This window comes from Rhodococcus sp. NPDC055112, assembly GCF_053607505.1.
Genome location: NZ_JBSGTR010000012.1, coordinates 53,593 through 74,330, shown reverse-complemented (window position 1 = coordinate 74,330; position 20,738 = coordinate 53,593). Strand labels below are relative to the sequence as shown.

The following is a 20,738-nucleotide window of genomic DNA, read 5'->3' as shown; positions in this document are numbered from 1 at the left end:
AATGTCCGCTTCGGACCGTTACGTCCGCAAAGGGCCGAGTGGGCCTGGCCGCGAGGTCTGGTCCAGACGCCTGGACCAGAACCGGCTGACGGTGCACCGCGGGTACTTTCGTGGCTTCGGAATCCGCCGCTATACCTTGCTCATCGGGTTCACCCTCGCCGTGCTTAACCTTCTCAACCTGCACGACTGTCCGCTTTCGGTGCCGGGTGGGTTGGTAGGCAGTGTCAGGTGGTGAAGACGTCGTTGAGGGTGACCATCGCCAGTTTTCGGGCGCGGATGATGTCGAGGAGTTCGCCGTAGACGTGGGTGACCGGCGGATGATTGGCGTGTCCAATGATGATTGTCTGGGGGTTGAAGTAGGTGTGGGCGCATTCGAGCAGGTACTGCTCGGTGATCAGTCCGGAGTCGGACAATGAGCCGTACCAGAGGGTGGGCACGGTGTATCCGTGGTCCGCGGCGATGTTGTCGACAGTGCTGTTGCGGTATCCGAACGGCGGTCGGTAGTAGGGGGTGCCGTCGACCCCAAAGGTGTTGTGCAGGAACGTCTTGGTGCGCGTGAACTGTGATGAGATCGCGGTAGCGGACAGTGATGTCAGGTCGGGATGGTCCCAGGTGTGGTTTGCCAGCTGGATCTGGCCGGACTCGACCAGTGGGCGTAGTGCCGCTTTGTGGTCGGTCCACGAGTCGTAGGCGCCGGTGACGAAGAAGGTGAAGCGGGCGCTGCTGTCGCGGGCGAAGCGGATGTAGGCGCCGACGACCTCGGAGCTTGCCCCGTCGTCGACGGTCAGTGCCAGATTGTTGCCCTGGCCGGGGATGGCGGTGACCGCCCCGGCTGGGACGGGTACCCGCGCGGACCGGGCCGGTGGGCCTTGTAGCGGGGCTGGCTGGGTGCTGACCAGCGGCGTTGCCGGGGCCGGGGCAAGCGGTTCAGCTGGTGTCGCTGTCCCCTGCTGGGCGGAGGAGGTCGGCGCGCAGCCGGAGAGGACTGTGGTGCCTGCGGCGAACATGGCCAGGAAGGCCCGTCTGTCGAATTGTGGCGGAAACATGTTGTGGTTATTGACCTTCGATAGTGGGGGTGTAAGCGGTCTGGCGGGCTGTTGCCCTCGTGTTTGTCGGAGAGTGCAAACAGTGATGCCTGATCCACCGAGCTCGTCGTGCGGACAACTGCCCGAGCAGCCGGGGCAGCTGTGCACGGGCAGTTCCACCGACGAGTTTTCCTTCGCAGTCGGTCGTTCCGGTGCTGAGCAGCGGTCCGGTCTCAGGGTCGATCACCAGTCGGTCGACGTAGCCCTCCTCGAAGGTGAACTCGAGGACATCGCCGGACCACCCGGGCCGGTCCGCGCCGACACCGAGGTCACGCCCACAAAGCCTCGCTGGTGTCGTCAGCGTTCGGATGACGCCACGCCTGAGCGCCCCTTGAAGTCCGGCTCCTGTAGCCGTGTGACCAGCTTCGGGTGCCCATCACGCACCCGCCGGGCGACGTCGACGAACGAGCGGACGAGTGGCGAGTCGGTGTCGCGCGGCCACGCGACCGTGACCTCGCTGTGCTCGACGTCGGTGATCGGCAGTAGCTTCACCCCGGGATGGGGGATCCAGCGTGCGCACGCCACCGACACCGAGATGCAGACGCCGGCCATCACCTTCTGGTACACCTCCAGCAGGCCTGTAGAGCGGGTCACGACCCGTCCGGGACTTCCGCCTCGATGCTCGTCGAGTTCCCAGAACGCGTTCCACACCGGGTCGGTGCTCGCCGCCCCGGACAGCTGCTCGTCGATCAGGTCGGCCGCGCAGACCGAGGTGCGATCGGCGAGGTGGTGATCGGCCCGTACCAGCGCCACCAATGGCTGGGTGAACAGGTGAAGGAAGTCGACTCGGTCGGTGGTCAGTGGGCGGCGCACGAACGCCACGTCGACCAATCCGTCATTCAGCCCGCAGGACGGATCGTCGTAGTTGAACTGGCGCATCTCGATCGTGGCGCCGGGGTGGCGATCACGGAACGCCGACATGATCGGCTCGGTCAGGGTCAGCGCGGCCCCCTCGACGAAGCCCAGCACCAACCGCGTGCTTTCGGTGCGCTGCATCAAGCGGGCGCGCCCGACCGCGGCGTCCATGGCAGCCAGCGTCGCGGTGGCGTCCTCGTAGAACGCCGCACCGGCAGCAGTCAGGGTCACGTTGCGTGTGGTGCGCGCCAGTAGCGTGACGCCGAGGGACTGTTCGAGCAGCTTGATCTGGACGCTCAGTGCCTGCTGCGAGAAGTACAGCTTCTGCGCCGCGCGGGTGAAACTCAGCTCCTCCGCGACAGCGACGAAGTACCGGAGTTGACGCGACTGGATCTCCTTCCCCGCTACCACTCTTCAGCCCCCGCGCTGGTCTGTGCCGATCGGTGCCCGAACGCCGGCCTCGCCCTGTCGCCGAGCTCAATCCGGCGGCTTGACAGGCGGTTGGGCCGGTGGGGCAGGGGACGGCACAGGGCGGCCGAACGCGGGTTTCCGGCCTGCCGGAACAGGACCCTGCGTTCCGGCCCACCCTCTCGATGCGTGGACCTCGCGACAGCCGCGACGGTCGATCCACGAGAGAGGCGATAGTGCGAGTGGAAGAAGATCTGAAACAGCAGTCCACGACGAATCGACAAGGCATTGGTGTCATTACGGGGCGCGGTCCGATTCCTTGCGTACACCAGAATGCGAACAGCGGATCCTCTCCTTACCCGGGGCATCGGAGATCGACGGAGGTGCATGCAACGCGGCCTCGACCTCCTCGGCGAACACCTTCTCAGTTCCTCGCCAATCTCCGCCGTTACCGGTGTCGATCCGTCGGCCGATATCGCGCTGCCGTTGGCTCGGCGCATTCGCGGTCCTTCCAGTCAAGGGGGAAGCAGGGTCGGCGCGTAACTGGAGAGGTCACGGCGCGAGCTCTGGCAGAGTCACGATGCACGCGGCAGGTCGGTCCGGGACCGCTCGACAGCCGCGCGCATGTCGTCGTCGATGCCGATCTCGTACTGGGCCACGGGAGGGTGGGTTGTCGCGAATGCCGCGACATCGCGCTCCTCGAGTTCGAGCGCCTGCCTGGCGCCGCGCAGGCACACCACTGCCACCGGGTCCCACTTCGGCACAGGGCTGTATTCGTCCGCGCACAGCACAACGCCGGTGACCGCTGGTTCGGTGTCGAGAATTGCGGCTACGAGCGCGACCTCTGCTCCGTCGAGCATCGTCATGGTCAGGTCCTCTCACATACGGGGAACGGGGAGATCCGATGCGAGGAAGGGCATCTGGGTGATCAGGCGACGTGTTGTCGAACACTGCCCCTGCGCTCGCTTTATCCGACGGGCGCGACGGCGTCGGGCGTGACGGTCACGCCTTCAGCCAGGTCCACGAGTTGGGCATCGGTCAACCCGATGCCACTCCACGCCTGCAACAGCAGCGAATGCACTCCGTCCGTGTAGTGCAGCGTCCGAGTACCCTCGTCCACGTTGATCACCGCCGGCGCTCCGTGGACCGAGACCGCACCCTCCTCGACCGAGGGCGCTGTGTCCGCCGACTCGAGACTGACCGCACTGGATTCGAGCGCTCTAACCGACTGGCGCGACCACCGCGTCGGTGGCCGTTACACCTTCAGCGAAGGCCACGAGCTGGGCATCGGTCAGCCCGATATTGCTCCAGGCTTGGATCTCGAACGAGTTGTTCCCGACGGTGTATTCAAGCGTTCGGACGCCGTCCTCGACCCCGACCGCGATCGCCCCCAGTTGACCGTTCACGGTGACCGGGGTTCCCTCGTATGAGGTCGGGGCGTTCCCGGACTTGAGCGCCACCATGATCTTGTCTATGAAGAAGTTCGCAGGAGTGTTGTCTCCCTCGCGAGCGATGGTGAGGTAGGCGGGTTCCGATCCTTGCAGGACGTAGCCCTCAGGGATGCTGGTGACCGTGAAGCCCGGCAACTGCTGCCCGGTGTAGGCCACGAGGCGCACAGAGGGCTCGGAGTGCACGAGACTATCCGGCCCGACAGCGACCGGCGGGTTCGTCGCCGAGTCGGTAATGGCGGTGTGACCGAGGACGCCGGTGGCGGCGACCGCGAAGGCGAAGCTCACGCCGACAACGCCCCGACGGACACGGCGGCGGGTGAGGGCCACACGTCCGCGGTGCAGATCCTGACCGATCACCTCCTCGGCAACAGACGACGGAACATCGACGTTCAGCTGCGCGAGACGCTCATTGACATTCATGGGGTTCTCCTCAGATGGATCTGGTAGGCCGGTTGGGGCCTAGACGGAACGGGATAGTGGGGTGGGTGTCGCGATGTCGATCACGGCAGGGGCGGGCTCGAGCTGACGTCGCAGCTTCTCGAGACCGCGCGACGCCTGACTCTTGACCGTGCCGGCGCTGCAGTCGAGAGCATCGGCCGTTTCTTCGACACTGAGCCCTTCGACGTACCGGAGCACGACCGCCGCCCGCATACGCGGCGGCAACGTCGCCAATGCCGACAGCAGCTGATGGTCGATGCATCCGTCCACCACGTCGAGCGGATGGCCGTGGGAGGTGAATGCAATATCGGGAACATCATCGACACAGCGTTCACGGCGCACGGCCGGCCGGCGGTGATGATCGATGAGGTTGTTGACCAACACCCTGCGGGCGTAGGCGTCAACGTTCGTCTTCCGGACACGCGACCACTTGAGGTAGAGGCGAACGAGCGTCACCTGGACAAGGTCCTCGGCCAGGTGCGCGTCGCCGTTGGTGAGCAGTGCTGCCGATCGCAGAAGCGCCGCACGCCGCTGCCGGACGAATCCTTCGAACTCAGTGTCGCGGTCCGACTTCATATCACCACCGAGTTCGCAGGATCGAAACTGTTCATGCCCTACTAACGGAACCCACGACCGGATCGGTTGCATGGCTGCCGAACCTACGACTAAACCAACCAGCCCCTGTGACCTTCAGCCCAAGGTGGCGGGGTTTTGACAGGGTTATGTGGCGCCGAGGGTCGCGCAGGGCGCGACCCGGAGCAGTGCGGCGGTGCCGATCATCGAGGCACGGCGGGCGCGGGTACTACGCATGGGGACCTTTCGGATTGAGCGTGTGCGGGTATTGCCAAAGGCGTTGGGGCCCGTGTCGGTTGCGCGGACTGTATGGGGTGATGCCCGTCGTCGGCTACCGAAAATTGGTGGGATGTATACCGGGCGTAGCGGCGCGTGTTGGCGGCCCGGCCCAGCAGGTCGAGGCCGAGTGTCGCGTTCGTCAGCAGTTCGGGGCGCCGCTGGAGTCGAAGCCGCTGGTAATACGAGAGCGGTGCGTCGCTCCACAAATTCGGTGAGTAGGGCGCGATAGCTGCCACGGGCGCTGACGCGGCGGTTCCACTGCTTCGTATCCCCGAAACGCGCGTTCGAGGCAATGAAGGACCGCTATCGGTGGTCGTCGCTCTGGTAAGTGCCTACTTCAGTGCCCGCCCGGCGGCCTTCGTCATCCGCCGGGCGGGCTCTGGTGTCACCCACCTCGGGAGCGGATGGCACCGCAGAGGGTGTCGGCCCTCGTGCGCCCTTCGGCTATCGCCCGGCAGGGCTCTGGGAGATGTGATCCCGTAGGCGGTGCAGGAACCTCTCGCGATGTCCGCGGAGCAGCTCCGCTTCGGCGGCATCGATGGCTTCCTCGTGCTGCTCGACTCGGCGCAGTTCGAGTGCGCGTGTGACGCGCGCCGGTGCGGTCTGGTCGTGCAGTTGACGGGCTCGAGCGGCGGCTGACTCGTCATTGAGCAGGTAGGCGGCCGCGCGATCGCAGTCGATGAGGATTCGCTCGTATCCCAGACGCAGTGGGGACTCTTCGGGGAGTCGCACGATGGCGACGTCCTCGATCAGTTGGAGCGGTAGGCGTGCGAGCCGGTAGTTGAATCTGGCCACCGCCAGGGGGAGGCCGAGCACGGATTGATCGTATCGGTAGCGAGACGGGCCGGTTTGTGGAAGATCGGCGGGGAATTCTCTCTCGAGGTCTTGTGGTGGCGGTGGTCTGAGTGGAGTCTGGTGACCGGACCGCGCCTGCACGGCGTCGGTCGTATTCCCTTGGGCCGTGCATGCTTGCGAGAGGCCGCCGGTGTGTCAGGGCGCCGACGGCCTCGCCCATGAAACGAGCCCTGCCGAATGTTGCGCACCGCCAGGGCTCGTGTGCCACACACAGGGGGATGGGAGTGGCACATTCAGGAAATCGACGATGCAGGGCGTCGCGTTACCGCCGCGCGCCGGGCCGCGGCCGCAAGGCGGTGGAACGCGGTTTTGGCCCCTTCACCGCCTCCTCCGCGTCGACCGCCCGCTCGAGCTGCACCCATACTTCTGAATGCGTCTCGGCCGTGGGCCGTCAGTTGTGGTGGAGGATGGGGTTGTCGGTGATCGCGGCATCCACCAGCCCCGTCTTGCCTGCAGCACCTTCCTTGACGAACGCGGTCAGGAGGGCGCCCAGCGCGCGATGCAGCTCGGCGGGGTCGGCGTGGCCGACGATCTCCGCGCCGAGGTCGCCGAGCTGGGGGGCAAACCATTCCAGATCAGTGAACGAGTAATGACGTGCGGTGGGGACGGCCACATATGCGATGTCCCGTCCGGGGAGCCCGAGCAGCCGGGAGAGGGCAGGATCCGTATCGGGGTCGGTATCGGCGCTCGTGACCACGAGCGTGGGGACCGCGGCGCCCACATTCGCGACCGGCCCCCACGGCGTCCCGTCCAGGTCCACGGCCCCGACGATGCGCCGGTCATCCGCTGCCGCCTGCAACGCGGCGGCGCCGCCAAGCGAATGGCCCATCGCGATCACCCGTGAGGTGTCCAGCGCGCCCGCCAGGCCGGCAGGCAGAGCCAGCCCGTCCGGATCCGTTCCGCCACCGTTCAAGCCCGAGAGCAGATCGAGTGCGCCGATGAGGTCACGCGCCCGCGCGGCAGTCGCGTCGTCGGACAGCGCGCGGAGACGGTCGGTGTCGGAGGCGGCATTCTCGAACTGTGCAGCCCGCGTTCCTATCCGAACGGTCCCGTCAGGGAATCGGATCGCCGCGGAGTCCCCCGGATGATCCACGGCTAGCACCGCGATCCCATCGCTGGCAAGCTGCTCCGCGATCGCCGTGCTGGTGGTCCGGGTGCTGCCCAGCCCGGGTGAGAAGACCACCACCGGGACGCCTGCCCCCGCCCCCGCGGCATCCGCACCGGCCACCGAGTTCGTGACGATGCGCTCGAGGCCGGGGATGCTTGCGGCATCCACCCCCAGCAGCTGTGCCAGGGCGGGGGCCTGGACGGTGGCGACCTCCGGCTCCAACCATGTGGCCCGCGCTTGGTCGGCCCGTGTCTTGGCTGGATACCAGAGCTGCACCATGGTCTGCTCCCGCTCCGCGACGGGATCTGCTCTTACGTGAAACGTCATCGTGCCGACCTCTGACGCCCCGCCCGGTTCCGGCAGTACAAACGGGGAAAGGTCGATGTGCGCTGCGCGGCACCCGGTCAGGCCACACACCATCGCCACCGCCGCCACGGACAGCACCATCCGAACACTGCTGATCAACGCCCAACCTCTCCACCACAACCGGCGCTCATGCCGGAAGTCCACCCCACAAGCCACTGACAATCACCCGCATACGAGATTCCCTCAGTCGACAAGACGCCACCCGCCTTCACGCCCGACCCGGCACCGACAGCCGCACAGTAGGCATGGTGATCAGCGCACTTGTCCCTCCCTGTTATGGGACAGACCAGACGCCGTGCCCTGCCGGTCCCGCCCATTGCTCATTGAGCGGACGGACTGTAGCCCATGGGAAACCACTCCGCTGGTTCTGTTGCTGTGTTGGAATTTCGGCGGCCACCTCAACTGAGGAGCTGGGTTTGCACAGGCTCGCCCCCGGGGTCGCCCGGCAATTCCGCGACTACAGAGCACAATCGGCCCGCTAAGGGAGCGGTATTCGACTTGTTGCCTGGCGTCCGCCACGCTTGACAGCGACTGACTGCCCGATTCCTGGAAAATTCGGCCGAGAGGGGGCCTGCTGAGGCAATGGGTGAACCCAAACAGCGCTGATGGGTGAACACCCTTGAATCGCGATGGAATGGTGGGTGGAACTGGATGGATGGAGGGGTGTTCACCTATGCCGGTTCGCGCTGGGATGCATGCGAATCGGATAGGTTGAACAGTCGGTTATCACACTTAAGGAGGGCTCCAGATCACACAAGAACTGGATGAGTTCCAGGGTGCAGATCGATCGTTCCGTCGCCACTGATGCAGCTGTTCCTCGCGTTGCAGAGTCACCTAGTCGAGTTCGTAATGAACTCGTTCGCGCGGTGGGTGATGTGGTCGTGCAGGCGGGTGACAGCGGCGGTCGGCCGATGATTGCCCGTGGCGAGCCCGATGGTCCGGTGGCTCACCCCGGGCAGGGGGATGCTCACGAGGTCGGGGTGAGGGGTTTCCGCGGCCGGTAGCAGGGCAATACCGAGACCGTGCCCGACGAGGACCCGGATCGTCTCGAACTCGCTGATCTCGAATGCTACGTGCGGGTTGAACCCTGCATCGGCGCACCATGAGTCGAGGCTCTGCCGCAGGTGGTAGGACGGTGGGCTGGCGATGAAGCGCTCTGCGGCGAGTTCTGCGAGGTCGACCTGCGTGCGTCTGGCCAGCGGGTGGGTGCGCGCGACGTGGAGCAGGATGCGCTGGTGTCCCAGGACCGTCACGGGCAGGTCGTCGGGCGGCGGGATCATCACGGCGAGGTCGAGGCGGCCGTCGCGCACCATCCCGGCGAGCGCTTCACCGTGTGCCTGCACAAGATGCAGTCGAATTCTCGGCGCTACCCGGTGAAACTCGGCGAGCAACGAGGGGATGCTCACCGGTCCGAGGGTGAGAGGAAACCCGAAGCGCACGAGACCGCTGTCGGGGTCGGCGTTGCTGCGCACCGCACTCACGGCGTCATCGAGTGCCCACACCAGGTCTCGGGTTCGTTCGTGGAGTTCGCGTCCGGCGGTGGTGAGGGAGACTCCGCGTCCGATCTGTTGGAACAGGGGCACCCCCAGCGTGTGCTCCAAGGCCTTGAGGCGTCGGCTCAGTGACGACTGCGGCACGCCGAGCTGTTCCGCTGCGCGCGTGATGTGGCCTTCACGGGCGGCGGTGTCGAAGGCGGCCAGCAGCGGAACTGCGGCCGCAGCCTCGTCCGAAAGGAACCGATCCATATTCGGATCATAAGGCCTCGATCTGGTCATTGGACGGATGAGTGGCGTGGGAGCACCCTGGGTACCACCACCGGCGACGAGGAGTGCGATCCCATGGACCACAGTGAATCAGTAAGCGCGGGAACGGGTATCGACCACGAGGTAGTCGACGTCGTCCTCATCGGTGGAGGCATCATGTCCGCAACGCTGGGTGCGTTGCTCGCCAGGTTGCAGCCTGATTGGTCGATGGTCGTACTCGAGCGTCTCGGCGAGATCGCGGGTGAGAGTTCGGGTCCGTGGAACAACGCCGGTACCGGCCATGCCGGGCTGTGCGAGCTCAACTACATGCCCGATCCCGGGGACTCGGCGAAGGCCGAGGCCATCGGCCGGCAGTTCCACCTCTCTCGCCAGCTCTGGGCCGCGCTGGTCGAGGGCGGTGACCTGCCCACTCCCGCGTCGTTCATCAACTCGACGCCGCACATGGACGTCGTCTTCGGCGATCGTGATGTCGACTATCTGCGGCAGCGGTTCGCCACGCTGCAGCGCTCGCCGCTGTTCTCGGCGATGCAGTACACCGAGGATCCCGAGACGATCCGCGGGTGGGCGCCACTGTTGGTGGAGGGCCGTACCGTTGCCGAGCCGATCGCCGCGACGCGCTACGAGGCCGGCACCGACGTTGATTTCGGTGCTCTGGCCCAGGCCCTGGTCCACGCCATGACCGACCGTGGGGCGCAGGTCCGCCTGCGTCACGAGGTCACCCGACTGGCGCGGGGAGCCGATGGTCTGTGGACCGTGGCGGGCCGTGATCGCACCGGCGGAAAACGCTTTCGGCTCCGATCTCGGTTCGTCTTCGTCGGTGCTGGCGGATACGCGCTCAAGCTCTTGCAGAAGGCAAAGGTTCCGGAGGTGCGTGGGTACGCAGTCTTCCCACTCGGCGCGCAGTTCCTGCGCACCAGCAACCCCGACGTCGTCGCACGGCACAACGCGAAGGTCTACAGCCAAGCCTCCGTCGGTGCCCCACCGATGTCGGTGCCCCACCTCGACCGGCGAGTGGTCGACGGTCGCCCGTCGCTGATGTTCGGGCCCTACGCCACCTTCAGCACCAGGCTCCTCAAACACGGCAGGCTCACCGACCTGTTCACCACAATCCGACTGCGCAACATCACGCCGCTGCTCGCCGTCGGCGCCCAGAACCTGCCGCTCTTGCGCTACCTGATCGGTGAGCTGCTGGCATCACGGAGACGAAAGCATGCGCAGCTGAGGCGTTTCTATCCAGGCGCGGACCCCGCCGACTGGGAGCTGGTGCGGGCGGGCCAGCGCGCCCAGTTGATCAAGCCGGACGCGCGAAGGGTCGGTGTACTGACCTTCGGGACCGAACTGGTCACTGGGGCCGACGGGACCATCGCGGGACTGCTAGGCGCATCACCCGGTGCCTCGATCGCCCCGTCCGTGATGGTCGATCTCCTCGCCACGTGCTTCCCCGAACACCACGAACAATGGGAGCCGACGTTGCTTGAGCTCATGCCAGCGATCGAGACTCGAGTGGACGCAGACCAGCGCAGTGTCGACAGCAACCTCGACCGCACCGGACGAATCCTCGGCGTGGCATAGCGATCCATCGCGCTACAAGGCGTGACGTGAGAGCTAGGACGACAAGGCCCCGAAGAAGTTCCAGGCATCCACGGCCAACTGCACGACGGGTGTGAGGACGGAGCGAAGGAAGTCGGCGACCGGCAAAGGTAGACCACCCAACGGGTCAAACCCTGGCGGGCTTGCGTTCGCCACGCCTCCTCCGAGCAATACGAGCGCACCAACCAGCCCCACTGTGATCGCAGCTCTCAACTTCGTCATGCCCTGTTCGTCGCGCCGTACTGGACGGTTGTTACTCGCGATCTCGTTCATGCGCGCGCCCGCGCAGCCGTGGAGGGATGAAGGGGCGACCGTATAGGGGTGGAATCCGGACAATCCGATCGCTGCCGGTGCGCATTGGTGAACCCAAGCGGGCTTGCTGGGTGAACACCCTCGCGACAGACAGACCGACTGAGAGAGACCGATCCGATGGATGGATGGATGGAGGGGTGTTCACCAATGACGGAGCGTGGTGGGCTGCATGCGGATTGGGTATGCCCACCGGTCGGTAATCACACCTAAGGACGGGTCCAGATCACACAAATCTGGATGAGCTCCAGGGTGCAGAAGGCTCCTTCATCGTCGCAGTCGAGTCGCGGCTGCCGTTGATCGCCACAGTATGGCTCTGGCAGCGCCTCTGTCGCTGACCACTCTCTGCTACTGTTCTAGAACACTAGAACACTAGAACGTATGGAGGTGGGTGTGGCCATGTCACCAATGGGAGACCCCGGGTTGTCTGGCAGGTTCGGCAGATTCGGTGGGAGATACGTCCCCGAGGCGCTCGCACCGGCATGCCGCGCGGTCGAAGCGGGCTTCCGTGATGCGTGGGCGGACCCGGAGTTCCGGGCAGTACTCAGCCGACTGCTCGCCGAGTACTGCGGACGGCCGACGCCCGTCACACGGGCACTGCGGTTCTCCGAGGCGCTCGGCGTCCGCGTCCTACTCAAGCGTGAGGACCTCAATCACACCGGCAGCCACAAGCTCAACAATGCTCTGGGACAAGCGCTCCTGGCTCGCAGAATGGGCAAGCATGAACTCATGGCGGAAACCGGCGCCGGCCAGCACGGCGTCGCGACGGCAACGGCCGCAGCACTGCTCGGCATGAAGTGCACCGTGTACATGGGCGAGGTCGACATGGCCCGGCAGGAGCTCAACGTCTACCGGATGGAAATGCTGGGCGCGCAAGTTATTCCGGTTCTGAGTGGAGCCAGGACGCTGAAGGATGCCACCAGCGAGGCCTTTCGGCATTGGGTCACCCGCACGGACGAGAGCCACTACTGCCTGGGCTCGGTGCTCGGGCCGCACCCCTACCCGTGGATCGTTCGCGAGTTCCAATCGGTGATCGGGATCGAGGCCGCGGCGCAGTGCGCGCAGTTGCTCGACGGCGGAGTCCCCGATGTCGTCGTGGCGTGCGTCGGCGGCGGGTCGAACGCGGCAGGAACGTTCGCCGGGTTCGCCTCGTCGAATGCGCGACTCGTCGGTGTCGAGGGAGCCGGTGGCGCTGGTGCGACGAACGGAACCCCCGGCGTACTGCACGGCTCGATGTCGTTGTATCTGCAGGACGATGCTGGCCAGGTACTCGAAGCGCATTCCGTCGCTGCCGGTCTCGACTATCCGGGACTGGGGCCGGAGCATGCCCACCTCGCTGAACTCGGACGCGCGGAGTACGTGACCGTCACCGACGAGCAGGTCCTCGAAGCCGCCGGCCAGCTCGCACGACTCGAAGGCATCCTCCCCGCCCTGGAGTCCGCGCACGCGCTCGCCTGGGTCGCGCAGGCCGCCTGCGACCGACAGCTCGCCCCCGACTCCACCGTCCTGGTCACGGTGTCCGGTCGAGGCGACAAGGATGCCGAACAAGTCAGGAGACTCGACCGTGAACGTGCTTGAGACGACCCTCCACCAGGTCCGCGACAGCGGCTCCAAGTGCCTGATCGGCTACGTCATGGGCGGGATCCGAGAGGATTGGGCCGACCTCGTGCAGGCCATGATCGACGGGGGTGCTGATGCCGTCGAGATCGGACTTCCGTTCTCCGACCCGATGCTGGACGGGGCGATCATCCAGCGCGCCTCGCTCGCCGCTTTGGAGCGGGGCGCACGGGTGGAGCGCATTCTCGACGAACTCCCGGACGTGTCCGTGCCGCTGATCGCCATGACCTACTGCAACCACCTGGTCTCGCGCGGCGTCCCGAACTACCTGGGTGCGATCGCTGCCGCCGGTATCGGTGGGTCCATTGTCGCGGACCTGCCGTTCGAGGAGTCGTCGGACTACATCGCGGCCGCCCGCACTGCGGGCGTGTCCCCGGTACTTATGGCGGCCCCGTCCACGTCGGCGGACACGGCGCAGCAGATCACACGGGCCAGTGGCGGATTCGTTTACGCGATGGGCTCGATGGCACCGACCGGGCCGCACCGGACCACGGGCGAAGGCGGGTGGGAGTCCGCGCACCGCCTCCGGTCGGCGGACGGTCTGCCGGTCGTGATCGGGTTCGGAATCGACTCACCCGAGCGGGCAGCACGGGCCGTTCGGCACTCCGACGGCGTGGTCGTCGCCTCGGCGCTGATGGCCCCGGTGCTCGACGGTGCTACCGCGGCGTCGATCATGGGAACCGTCCAAGACTTCCGCCAACGACTCGACGAGGCAGCAATTCCGTGACCAGGCACTCCCGACTGCCCAAGTACCTGGCGATCTACGACGACCTACGGGCCAGGCTCGACACCGGCGAATGGCAGTCCGACGACGCACTGCCCCCACAGCGTGAACTCGCGGCGTCCTACGGTGTGACGATCATGACCCTCCGGCAGGCGCTGCAGTTGCTGGAGAACGACGGCCTGATCGAAATGCGCCCGGGAGCGGGAACCTTCCCGGCGAACAAGCGGTACACCTACAATCTGCTCCACCTGTCGGGATTTGCAGACGATCTCAGGGCGCAGGGCGCCAACGTCGAGACGCGCATTCTCGGGTCGGCGCGGGAAATTCCGCCACTCGCGGTCGCCCGGTCCCTGCACATCGGGCCGACCGAGCAGGTGCTCGTGGTCACGCGCCACCGCGTGATCGACACGCACCCCTCCGTGCTCCAGTACTCCTACATACCGTGGGGCCTGGGAATCTCGCCGGATGAACTGGTCGACGCGTCGCTCTATCAAGTTCTCGCACAACACGGTTACCCGGTCGCCTCGGCAAACGAGTCGATCACCATCACCACGCTCGGCGCTGCCGAAGCCGAACTGTTGGCACGACCGGAGCAGAGCCCGGCGATGCTCAGTCATCGAACGAACGTCGCTGAGGACGGCACCCCGGTCCTGCACGACACCGCCCTGATCCCGTCCGACATCGCCGAGATCTACGTCGACCGCGGCCCCCAGCAGCTTCGAGTCACCTATCGAATCAACGACCGGGACGCCTGACGACATGTGGGCACGGCCGGGTTGGCCGGTGCGAATTTCTCCTGGGCCCCACAATGCAGACGCTGGCTCGACGACGACGGTCGACGACGGAAATGGCGAGCCGGAGTGGGATGGATGAATGTGGATGGATGGAGAGATGGGGGGTGTTCACCCATGCCGTTCGTTCTGGGCCGCAGACGGATTGGATAGGCTGACCAGTTGGTGATCCCACTTAACGGGGGCGCCTGATCACACCAGTCTGGAGTGGGTTGCATGCCGAGGTGACTGGATCGCGATCGAGCCTGTGCGCTGATGGAACGGTCTCAGGTGGCGGTGCTCGTGTAGACGGAGATACGCATTTCGTCGTCCGGTAGGTGCAGGGACTCGAAGTTGTACGCGACGGCGCCGAGATCGGGGTGGTTGAACTCCTTCGTGGTGTGACGGCGTGGCCCGACAGCGTGGCTCGTCCAGAGGTCGTGGAAGGCCGGGTCGGCCGACTCGAGTTCGGCGACCAAGTTGAGCAGGTGCGGATCTGTGGGGCAGTGCGCATTCATCGTCCGCAACTGGGCGACACTGGCCCGTGCTGTGGCCTCCCAGTCGACGAAGAGTCTGCGCGAGGCAGGGTGCGTGAAGATGTACCGAACTGTGTTGCGCTGCCGACGTGGCCAAAATCCGATGCCGTGGAAAAGTGCGAGCCCCTCGGGGTTGGTGGCGATCATGTCGCTGACCCGGTTGAGCACATATGCAGGCGACGGGCTCAACCGCGCCAGGAGCTGCTCGATACTTGCCCGCACCGTCTCGGCGGGAGCCCGGGTCGCGGTTGAGGGCGGGTCCGCGGTCAAGGCAGCGAGGTGGTCGAGGTGATGCCTGTCGTCGGGGCTCAGCCGCAGGGCACGGGCCAGGCTATCGATGACTGCGCGGCTCGGTCGGCGTTCGCGTCCCTGTTCCAGCCGCGTGTAGTAGTCGAAACTGACTCCGGCGATCGTTGCGAGTTCCTCCCGGCGTAGCCCGGGGATTCGACGCAGGCCGGGACGGATGGGCAGGTCGACATCTGACGGTCCGACCATCGACCGGCGTGATCGCAGAAACTCGCCCAGTGGTCCGGATGTGCTCACAAGTCGAATTCTGCCAATACCGGGCCCACTCGTTCCTGGGTGTGTCACTGCCAGGAACGGTTCGGCCTTCACTTCTGCCCGGCTCGGTCCAAGACTCGTTTGAACCGTGTTGGCAACAGACGAACGTGGAGGACTCAGTGACAACGACATTCGCACCTCGCCGATGGAAGGTGTGGCTGCTGACCGTGTGTGGGATCTATCCGGTGCTGACCGTGATGGTGACCGTCCTGACCCCGCTGATGGGTGGTGTCCCAGTACCGGCCCGGCTGGCCGTGATCGTGCCGGGGGTGGTTGCCTCCATGGTGTGGGTCGTCATGCCGTTCCTCACTCGGCGCTTCCACGGATGGTTGAGCCGGTGACCTCCGCTGCGATTGGGGTCGGGAGGGACCGGCCGATGCGGTATCGCCGACTCGGCGACAGTGGGCTGCAGGTTTCGGAGCTGATACTGGGTTGCATGAGCTGCGGGGATCCCGGGCGCGGCAATCGTGCGTGGACGCTGCCATTCGCGGACGCGAAGGCGTTCTACCATGCCGAACGTCACGAAGTGTCGCGGGCGCAGGTCGGCTTGGCCTGGGTTCGCCAGCGGGGCCTGGTCACGGCACCGATCGTCGGGTGACCAAGCTCGAGCATCTCGACGATTCGCTCACGTAGCTCGGCCTGACGCTCGAACCCGACGATATCGATCGCCTCGAACCTTCTTACACGCGGCGAAACCCCGAGGGTAACTAACAATTTTTTTTTGGGGGGGGGGCGACAGAAATGACTGTGGTTGAAAGCGGCACCAGGGGGAGACCCGAGGACCCTGGAGCCAGCATGGATGGATGGATGGATGGAGGAAGGGAACGACTTGGAATCGATGACGGAAATCGAACCCGCATATTCAGCTTGGGAAGTCGGCCGGAGGTGAATTCGGGAGTCCGGCGGAGTCCCCTCCGTGGTGTTCTACCTGCGTAAACCGTTTGCAGAAGAGTTCGGGGCAGTACAGCGAAGGTTGCAGCACTTAGTGAAAACGCTATGACACTGCTCTGGGCCGGGTGGTCGCCGCGCAGATATGGATCGGGATGCGGGCCTTTCGTGTCCGGTGTTCGGTTATGCGGTGCATCGGGTGAGCCGGCCGGCGTTTGGCCGGTTGCCGCAGACTCGACCGTCACCCTCCTAGTGTCGGTGATGGCGAGGGTGCGGCGCGAGCAGGAGGCTGCGACGCTTCAGCTAGTCGCGGCGGATGTTCTTCTCGGCCTGGGCGACCCAGGCGTCGAAGTGGCGCATCGAGTTGTCGGTGTCGACGGCCATTTCCCAGGACATGTCGTCGATCGGGAAGGTGCGCTCGGGGTCGACCTCGGGCAGCGGCTCGAACAGGTTCGCCGCCGACAGCCACGAGTGCACCGACCCGCCGAAGTCGTCGCACACGTACACGCCGGGAAACACCTCCGCCACCAGATATCGGGTGGCACCACGATCAGCCTTGGTGATGTGGGTCGCGACGACGTCCCGCGTGGTGGGCTCCTGACTATCGGTCACCGCCCGGCTCCTTTGCGCATGATCCTCGGTATCCCGGCTCGGCAAGCTTCGCGCGGATCGCCGCGTCCGATCACGACTCTCACGAACGCACTCGCATCTCCACACGAGGGCCCGTGGCGCCGATCATGCCGACGAAATGGATTCACCGATGCTCCTTGTGTCACAAGGGACGCGCCATGTCGGTTAGTGCGTCCAGTGGCTCGCTGGGGATATCCCACTTGTCGATGCGGCGGAGCGCTTCTTCGGCAAGGAGGTAGTTGTGCGCGTCCCGGTGCCGCGTCAGCTTGCCCATGCGCATCCGATCCAGTGCGAATCGTGCGGCGGCGATGCGGATCGGCGACGAATGCTGCAGAGCGTGAACAAACGTCTCGATCGAGGGGAACATGAGGACCTCCTCGTTGGCGCCGCCCTTGGGGTGGACGATGCCGGCCATCTCGACATCGATCTTGCGTAGTTCAGCCGCTGTGTCGCCGGGCGGGAGGAACTGGTAGTCGGTACCCATCCTGACTATGGTTTCGCCAGACGGCGTGTGGGTGATCCACAGCATCTCGAGGACACCCATGTTCACGGTGGAGAGGCGTTTGTAACCAGGTCCGATGTGGCTGCCGGGGAGGCACGAAACACCCCAGTAGCCGACCTGCGTCTGGAATGGGTACGGCGTGCAGGCACGGAGGTATAGCGAGATGGCGTCGACGATCTGATCCGCGTCCATCCTGCGCGAGAACTTGGGGTACTGCTTCATCGACCGCGCGTGTTCTCGCTTGTCGACATCGTGGAACGTGTGATCAGCCCTGAGGTTGGTCGTGGCCGGATCGTTGAACCAGGCGAGCTGACCGTCAACCGGGATGGTCTCGTCGAACTCCGAATCCCCGAAGATCGACGAAGCGTGCTCGCTATTGAAGACTGTGAGGTCCGCCCAGATTGCCTCCCAGATGAACCGGCGCTCGATGTCGCGCAGCTCTGACTTGCTGCCACGGTGCTCGAGGAACCGAAAACTCTGGATGTTGGCAAAGTCGTAGTTCTTCAGGTGGGTGCGCAGACGCTTGGTGACTGAATCCTCGGAGATACCAATGTAGATTTCGTGATTCGCTCCCTCCCAGATGTACAGACCAACGGGATGACCGCCGTGTGCTCGTGCCAGGGTGCGCAAGTTTTCGTCTGTCATCGCGTTGGGCTCGCCGTAGCCGCGATTTTTCGCCCAGAGCGCGACGCCAGGGGCGGGTTGCCAGTCAGCGATGAGTGTGTTGGGCGTCGGTGGCATGGGCAGAGGATATGCCGGGCAACTGACATGCCTTCGCGCTATCTGATGGGCAGACGAGGCGGGGCCTGTAGTTCCTGGTGGTTCCCGGCGAATGGGGGTGTCACCGCCGGTGGACCAATGCTTCGCTGCCCGTCACAAGCTTCAGAAGGCGCTCGATGGGCTGGTGGAGTCGGCCCACGGGTTCACACACGGTGTGGGGTGTGATCGGTCCGGCGAAGGTTGAAGTCACACGCGGTCGGCAGGATTGCCATGACCGCCGACCGACCAAGAAAGTCCCTGGGCGAGCCGAACTCAGCGTGAGGAAATCGTTCGCAGTGTCGATTAGGAACCCGCTCGAGCTTTTCGGTCTGGCTTGTTCAGTTCGTGGTGGGCGGCATTCGCGTCGCGCCTCGCGGTATGCGCGGGCGTCGGCGTACTCACGCATTGCTTGATCCCGCATGGCCGTCTCACGGATAAGAAGAGAGCGACATCAGCGTGGCCGTCTGACCCGCCGTACCGCATTGGCCAACCCAAACGGACTTCATGGGTGAACACCCCTGCGCGGCGCGTGGATGCGTGGAGAGGAGAGAGATGGAGAGGTGGATGGATGGATGGAGGGGTGTTCACCAATGGCGGTTTTCGCCGGGCTGCACACGGTTTGGATAGGTTGACCGGTCGGTAATCACACTTAAGGAGGGCTCCGGATCACACAAATCTGGATGAGTTCCAGTTGCTGTTGTGGTCGAGCGCTTTGGTCCTGAATTCAGTGGTCGCGGACAAGCTCGGAATGGCGGGCGCGAAGATACCAACCGTAGAGAATCGCGCCTTCGTTGGCGAGCCACGGCCACGCGGACCGATCGAACTCGGCGAGCTCATTTAGCGCGTCCGCGACGGTGTACGCGCCGGTCGCATCGGTGCGGAGCACTATCCGCCCCGAAATGGGTCGCTGTCCGCGACCCCGGCACCCACAGGTGGGGGTGGAAGTTGCGGATGACGAACGACAGCGTCGCGGTGATGTCCGAACTGCGCATCCCCACCGGCTGCTGGCCCCGAGGAGACACGCCGCGTCGCCGCGGAAGGAGGTCGCCCTGGTGCCGAACCCTCACCGCAGCCGGCCCGCGGCAGGTTTCGTATGTCGTCGGTTCGAATGACGCGGGCGGGGAGGTGCGATAGTTCTCCGGTTGAACTGCAGAGCCGCCAGCACGACCAGCAATGGGTCGAAATCGCCAAGGCGGCAACGAGAGCTACGCCATCAGACCGGCCATGCGTTCCACCAACCACAACAGGACAGGACCGAGAACATCATGCGTTTGCACGCCACCGCGAGGCGTCGGGCCACTCGATTGCGCCGACTGGCCATCATCCCCGCAGCATGTGCCGTGCTGATGGGTGTGGCGGGTCCCGCCGCCGCAGCCCCGGAAGGCGCGCCTGTCGCCCCCGGCGGAACCATTGTCGCCTTCGGCGACAACAGGAACGGGCAGACTACCGTTCCGCCGCTGCCTGAGGGGGTCACGTACACCGCGATCTCGGCAGGCCTTGCACATTCTCTGGCCCTGCGTTCCGACGGGCAGATGGTCGCTTTCGGCGGCGACAACAGGAACGGGCAGACCACAGTCTCGCCGCTTCCCGAGGGGGTTAGCTACACCGCGGTCTCCGCCGGGGCCATTCATTCCCTCGCCCTACGCTCCGACGGCCAGTTGGTCTCCTTCGGAGACAACTCCGAGGGGCAAACGGATGTCCCCGCCTTGCCCGCGGGTCTGACGTATACCGCGATCTCCACGGGGCACTTCCACAACCTGGCGCTGCGCTCCGACGGTCAGGTGGTCGCCTTCGGCTACAACTTCCGCGGGCAGACCGACGTCCAGTCGCTGCCTGAGGGGGTCACGTACACCGCGATCGCGGCAGGCAGTTTGCATTCCCTGGCATTGCGGTCCGATGGTCAGGTGGTTGGCTTCGGCTACAACTTCGACGGACAGATCGAAGTGCCGGCTCTTCCCCCGGGGGTGAAGTACACCGCGGTCGCGGCCGGAGGTCGGCACTCTCTGGCGTTGCGGTCCGACGGCCAGGTGGTCGGATTCGGCAACAATGACGACTACCAGATCGATGTGCCGGCTCTTCCCGCCAGGGTGAAGTACACCGAGATCGCGGTCAGCGACCGTCACTCCCTGGCTTTGCGGACCGACGGCCAGGTGGTCGGATTCGGCAACAACTACGAGGGGCAAACCGGTGTGCCGGCCCTTCCCGCCGGAATGAAGTACGCCGCCATTGCAGCCGGTGAATGGCATTCGTTGGCCATCTCGCGAGCCGAGCCCGACTCCGGTACAGCCGACAACGGAAGCAGCATCTTTGGCTCGTAGCCTTGTCACCCTGACCTGGGTCGCGCTGACCCGGCGACGTCGCGCACGGCACTCGCGTGCGCGAGGTCGGCCCGGAAATCCGGGTGCGGTGCGCCACCCGTAGCGCGTACCGTCGGCTCACCGGGGTGGGGTTTCCCCTGTGCAAGCCGTTAGATGATCGGCCGGTTGAACGCGGAGGAACGTGGGCCCCACCCGGGCACCCACGACCAGCATCCGGTCTGCCGCCACCAGGGGAGATGTCATATCGGGTGTTACTGGCCCTCCAATATTGGGCAAGTCACAGCCGAGACACACGCGGCGAGCCACCCTTCGATGTCGCAGGCATGCAGTAGTTTCTTGCTGGTCGCGACGAC

The 20,738-nt window shown here is 65.3% G+C and carries 19 protein-coding genes; 6 read left to right on the top strand and 13 right to left on the bottom strand.

Features of this window, described 5'->3' with window-relative positions; translation table 11 throughout:
* Positions 1 to 224: 224 nt before the first annotated feature.
* The 9 genes from ACWFRB_RS08890 to ACWFRB_RS08850 all read right to left on the bottom strand — a co-directional run bounded on the left by ACWFRB_RS08890 (position 225) and on the right by ACWFRB_RS08850 (position 9,163).
* The gene (locus ACWFRB_RS08890) at positions 225 to 1,046 is read right to left on the bottom strand and encodes a polysaccharide deacetylase family protein (protein WP_452640368.1); all 822 of its coding nucleotides are present in this window, start codon (positions 1,044 to 1,046) and stop codon (positions 225 to 227) included.
* A gap of 336 nt (positions 1,047 to 1,382) precedes the next feature.
* Positions 1,383 to 2,351 (bottom strand): LysR family transcriptional regulator, encoded by a 969-nt coding sequence (locus ACWFRB_RS08885; protein ID WP_452640367.1) that lies wholly within the window; start codon positions 2,349 to 2,351, stop codon positions 1,383 to 1,385.
* A gap of 572 nt (positions 2,352 to 2,923) precedes the next feature.
* Positions 2,924 to 3,214, bottom strand: a complete 291-nt coding sequence (locus ACWFRB_RS08880; RefSeq protein WP_452640365.1) for a hypothetical protein — start codon at positions 3,212 to 3,214, stop codon at positions 2,924 to 2,926.
* 101 nt (positions 3,215 to 3,315) lie between these two features.
* A complete protein-coding gene (locus ACWFRB_RS08875) occupies positions 3,316 to 3,468 on the bottom strand; it encodes a hypothetical protein (RefSeq protein WP_452640363.1) in 153 nt (50 codons plus the stop codon).
* Positions 3,469 to 3,568: 100 nt separating this feature from the next.
* Positions 3,569 to 4,219, bottom strand: a complete 651-nt coding sequence (locus ACWFRB_RS08870; protein WP_452640362.1) for a hypothetical protein — start codon at positions 4,217 to 4,219, stop codon at positions 3,569 to 3,571.
* A gap of 39 nt (positions 4,220 to 4,258) precedes the next feature.
* On the bottom strand, positions 4,259 to 4,813 hold the full coding sequence (locus ACWFRB_RS08865; RefSeq protein ID WP_452640360.1) for an RNA polymerase sigma factor: 555 nt from the start codon (positions 4,811 to 4,813) through the stop codon (positions 4,259 to 4,261).
* 720 nt (positions 4,814 to 5,533) lie between these two features.
* Positions 5,534 to 5,905, bottom strand: coding sequence for a hypothetical protein (locus ACWFRB_RS08860; RefSeq protein WP_452640358.1), 372 nt, complete (start codon positions 5,903 to 5,905; stop codon positions 5,534 to 5,536).
* 430 nt (positions 5,906 to 6,335) lie between these two features.
* Positions 6,336 to 7,517 carry an alpha/beta fold hydrolase gene (locus ACWFRB_RS08855; RefSeq protein WP_452640357.1) on the bottom strand — a complete coding sequence of 394 codons (1,182 nt, stop codon included), beginning with the start codon at positions 7,515 to 7,517 and terminating at the stop codon, positions 6,336 to 6,338.
* A 731-nt stretch (positions 7,518 to 8,248) separates the two neighbouring features.
* Positions 8,249 to 9,163 carry a LysR family transcriptional regulator gene (locus tag ACWFRB_RS08850; RefSeq protein WP_452640355.1) on the bottom strand — a complete coding sequence of 305 codons (915 nt, stop codon included), beginning with the start codon at positions 9,161 to 9,163 and terminating at the stop codon, positions 8,249 to 8,251.
* A 174-nt stretch (positions 9,164 to 9,337) separates the two neighbouring features.
* Between ACWFRB_RS08850 and mqo the strand changes: the two genes are divergently transcribed.
* The 4 genes from mqo (at position 9,338) to ACWFRB_RS08830 (ending at position 14,176) form a co-directional block, all read left to right on the top strand.
* Positions 9,338 to 10,753, top strand: a complete 1,416-nt coding sequence (mqo, locus tag ACWFRB_RS08845) for a malate dehydrogenase (quinone) (RefSeq protein WP_452640354.1) — start codon at positions 9,338 to 9,340, stop codon at positions 10,751 to 10,753.
* A gap of 726 nt (positions 10,754 to 11,479) precedes the next feature.
* Positions 11,480 to 12,658: a tryptophan synthase subunit beta gene (gene trpB / locus ACWFRB_RS08840; protein ID WP_452640352.1), complete on the top strand. Its 1,179-nt coding sequence runs from the start codon at positions 11,480 to 11,482 to the stop codon at positions 12,656 to 12,658.
* Positions 12,645 to 13,424, top strand: a complete 780-nt coding sequence (gene trpA, locus ACWFRB_RS08835; RefSeq protein ID WP_452640350.1) for a tryptophan synthase subunit alpha — start codon at positions 12,645 to 12,647, stop codon at positions 13,422 to 13,424. The genes trpB and trpA overlap by 14 nt, the downstream gene beginning before the upstream one ends.
* Entirely contained in the window at positions 13,421 to 14,176 is a 756-nt protein-coding gene (locus tag ACWFRB_RS08830) for a GntR family transcriptional regulator (protein WP_452640349.1), read from the top strand. Before trpA ends, ACWFRB_RS08830 begins: the two co-directional genes overlap by 4 nt.
* Positions 14,177 to 14,478: 302 nt before the next feature.
* On the opposite strand, the gene ACWFRB_RS08825 is transcribed toward ACWFRB_RS08830, so the two are convergent.
* The gene (locus tag ACWFRB_RS08825) at positions 14,479 to 15,270 is read right to left on the bottom strand and encodes a helix-turn-helix transcriptional regulator (protein ID WP_452640347.1); all 792 of its coding nucleotides are present in this window, start codon (positions 15,268 to 15,270) and stop codon (positions 14,479 to 14,481) included.
* A gap of 137 nt (positions 15,271 to 15,407) precedes the next feature.
* Between ACWFRB_RS08825 and ACWFRB_RS08820 the strand changes: the two genes are divergently transcribed.
* A complete protein-coding gene (locus ACWFRB_RS08820; RefSeq protein ID WP_452640345.1) occupies positions 15,408 to 15,629 on the top strand; it encodes a hypothetical protein in 222 nt (73 codons plus the stop codon).
* 850 nt (positions 15,630 to 16,479) lie between these two features.
* Here ACWFRB_RS08820 and ACWFRB_RS08815 read toward each other — a convergent pair.
* The 3 genes from ACWFRB_RS08815 to ACWFRB_RS08805 all read right to left on the bottom strand — a co-directional run bounded on the left by ACWFRB_RS08815 (position 16,480) and on the right by ACWFRB_RS08805 (position 18,953).
* Positions 16,480 to 16,788, bottom strand: coding sequence for a hypothetical protein (locus tag ACWFRB_RS08815; protein WP_452640343.1), 309 nt, complete (start codon positions 16,786 to 16,788; stop codon positions 16,480 to 16,482).
* Between the two features lie 160 nt (positions 16,789 to 16,948).
* Positions 16,949 to 18,049: a GIY-YIG nuclease family protein gene (locus ACWFRB_RS08810; protein ID WP_452640342.1), complete on the bottom strand. Its 1,101-nt coding sequence runs from the start codon at positions 18,047 to 18,049 to the stop codon at positions 16,949 to 16,951.
* Positions 18,050 to 18,791: 742 nt separating this feature from the next.
* Positions 18,792 to 18,953, bottom strand: coding sequence for a hypothetical protein (locus ACWFRB_RS08805; protein ID WP_452640340.1), 162 nt, complete (start codon positions 18,951 to 18,953; stop codon positions 18,792 to 18,794).
* 460 nt (positions 18,954 to 19,413) lie between these two features.
* On the opposite strand from ACWFRB_RS08805, the gene ACWFRB_RS08800 reads away from it, so the two are divergent.
* Entirely contained in the window at positions 19,414 to 20,385 is a 972-nt protein-coding gene (locus ACWFRB_RS08800) for an RCC1 domain-containing protein (RefSeq protein ID WP_452640406.1), read from the top strand.
* The last annotated feature ends 353 nt before the right edge of the window (positions 20,386 to 20,738 follow it).

Bases quoted from the DNA above. Each gene is read 5' to 3' on its own strand.
- ACWFRB_RS08890 (WP_452640368.1), bottom strand. From the start codon at position 1,046: ATGTTTCCGCCACAATTCGACAGACGGGCCTTCCTGGCCATGTTCGCC.
- ACWFRB_RS08880 (WP_452640365.1), bottom strand. From the start codon at position 3,214: ATGACGATGCTCGACGGAGCAGAGGTCGCGCTCGTAGCCGCAATTCTC.
- ACWFRB_RS08870 (WP_452640362.1), bottom strand. From the start codon at position 4,219: ATGAATGTCAATGAGCGTCTCGCGCAGCTGAACGTCGATGTTCCGTCG.
- ACWFRB_RS08865 (WP_452640360.1), bottom strand. From the start codon at position 4,813: ATGAAGTCGGACCGCGACACTGAGTTCGAAGGATTCGTCCGGCAGCGG.
- ACWFRB_RS08850 (WP_452640355.1), bottom strand. From the start codon at position 9,163: ATGGATCGGTTCCTTTCGGACGAGGCTGCGGCCGCAGTTCCGCTGCTG.
- mqo (WP_452640354.1), top strand. From the start codon at position 9,338: ATGTCCGCAACGCTGGGTGCGTTGCTCGCCAGGTTGCAGCCTGATTGG.
- trpB (WP_452640352.1), top strand. From the start codon at position 11,480: ATGTCACCAATGGGAGACCCCGGGTTGTCTGGCAGGTTCGGCAGATTC.
- ACWFRB_RS08810 (WP_452640342.1), bottom strand. From the start codon at position 18,049: ATGCCACCGACGCCCAACACACTCATCGCTGACTGGCAACCCGCCCCT.
- ACWFRB_RS08800 (WP_452640406.1), top strand. From the start codon at position 19,414: ATGGGTGTGGCGGGTCCCGCCGCCGCAGCCCCGGAAGGCGCGCCTGTC.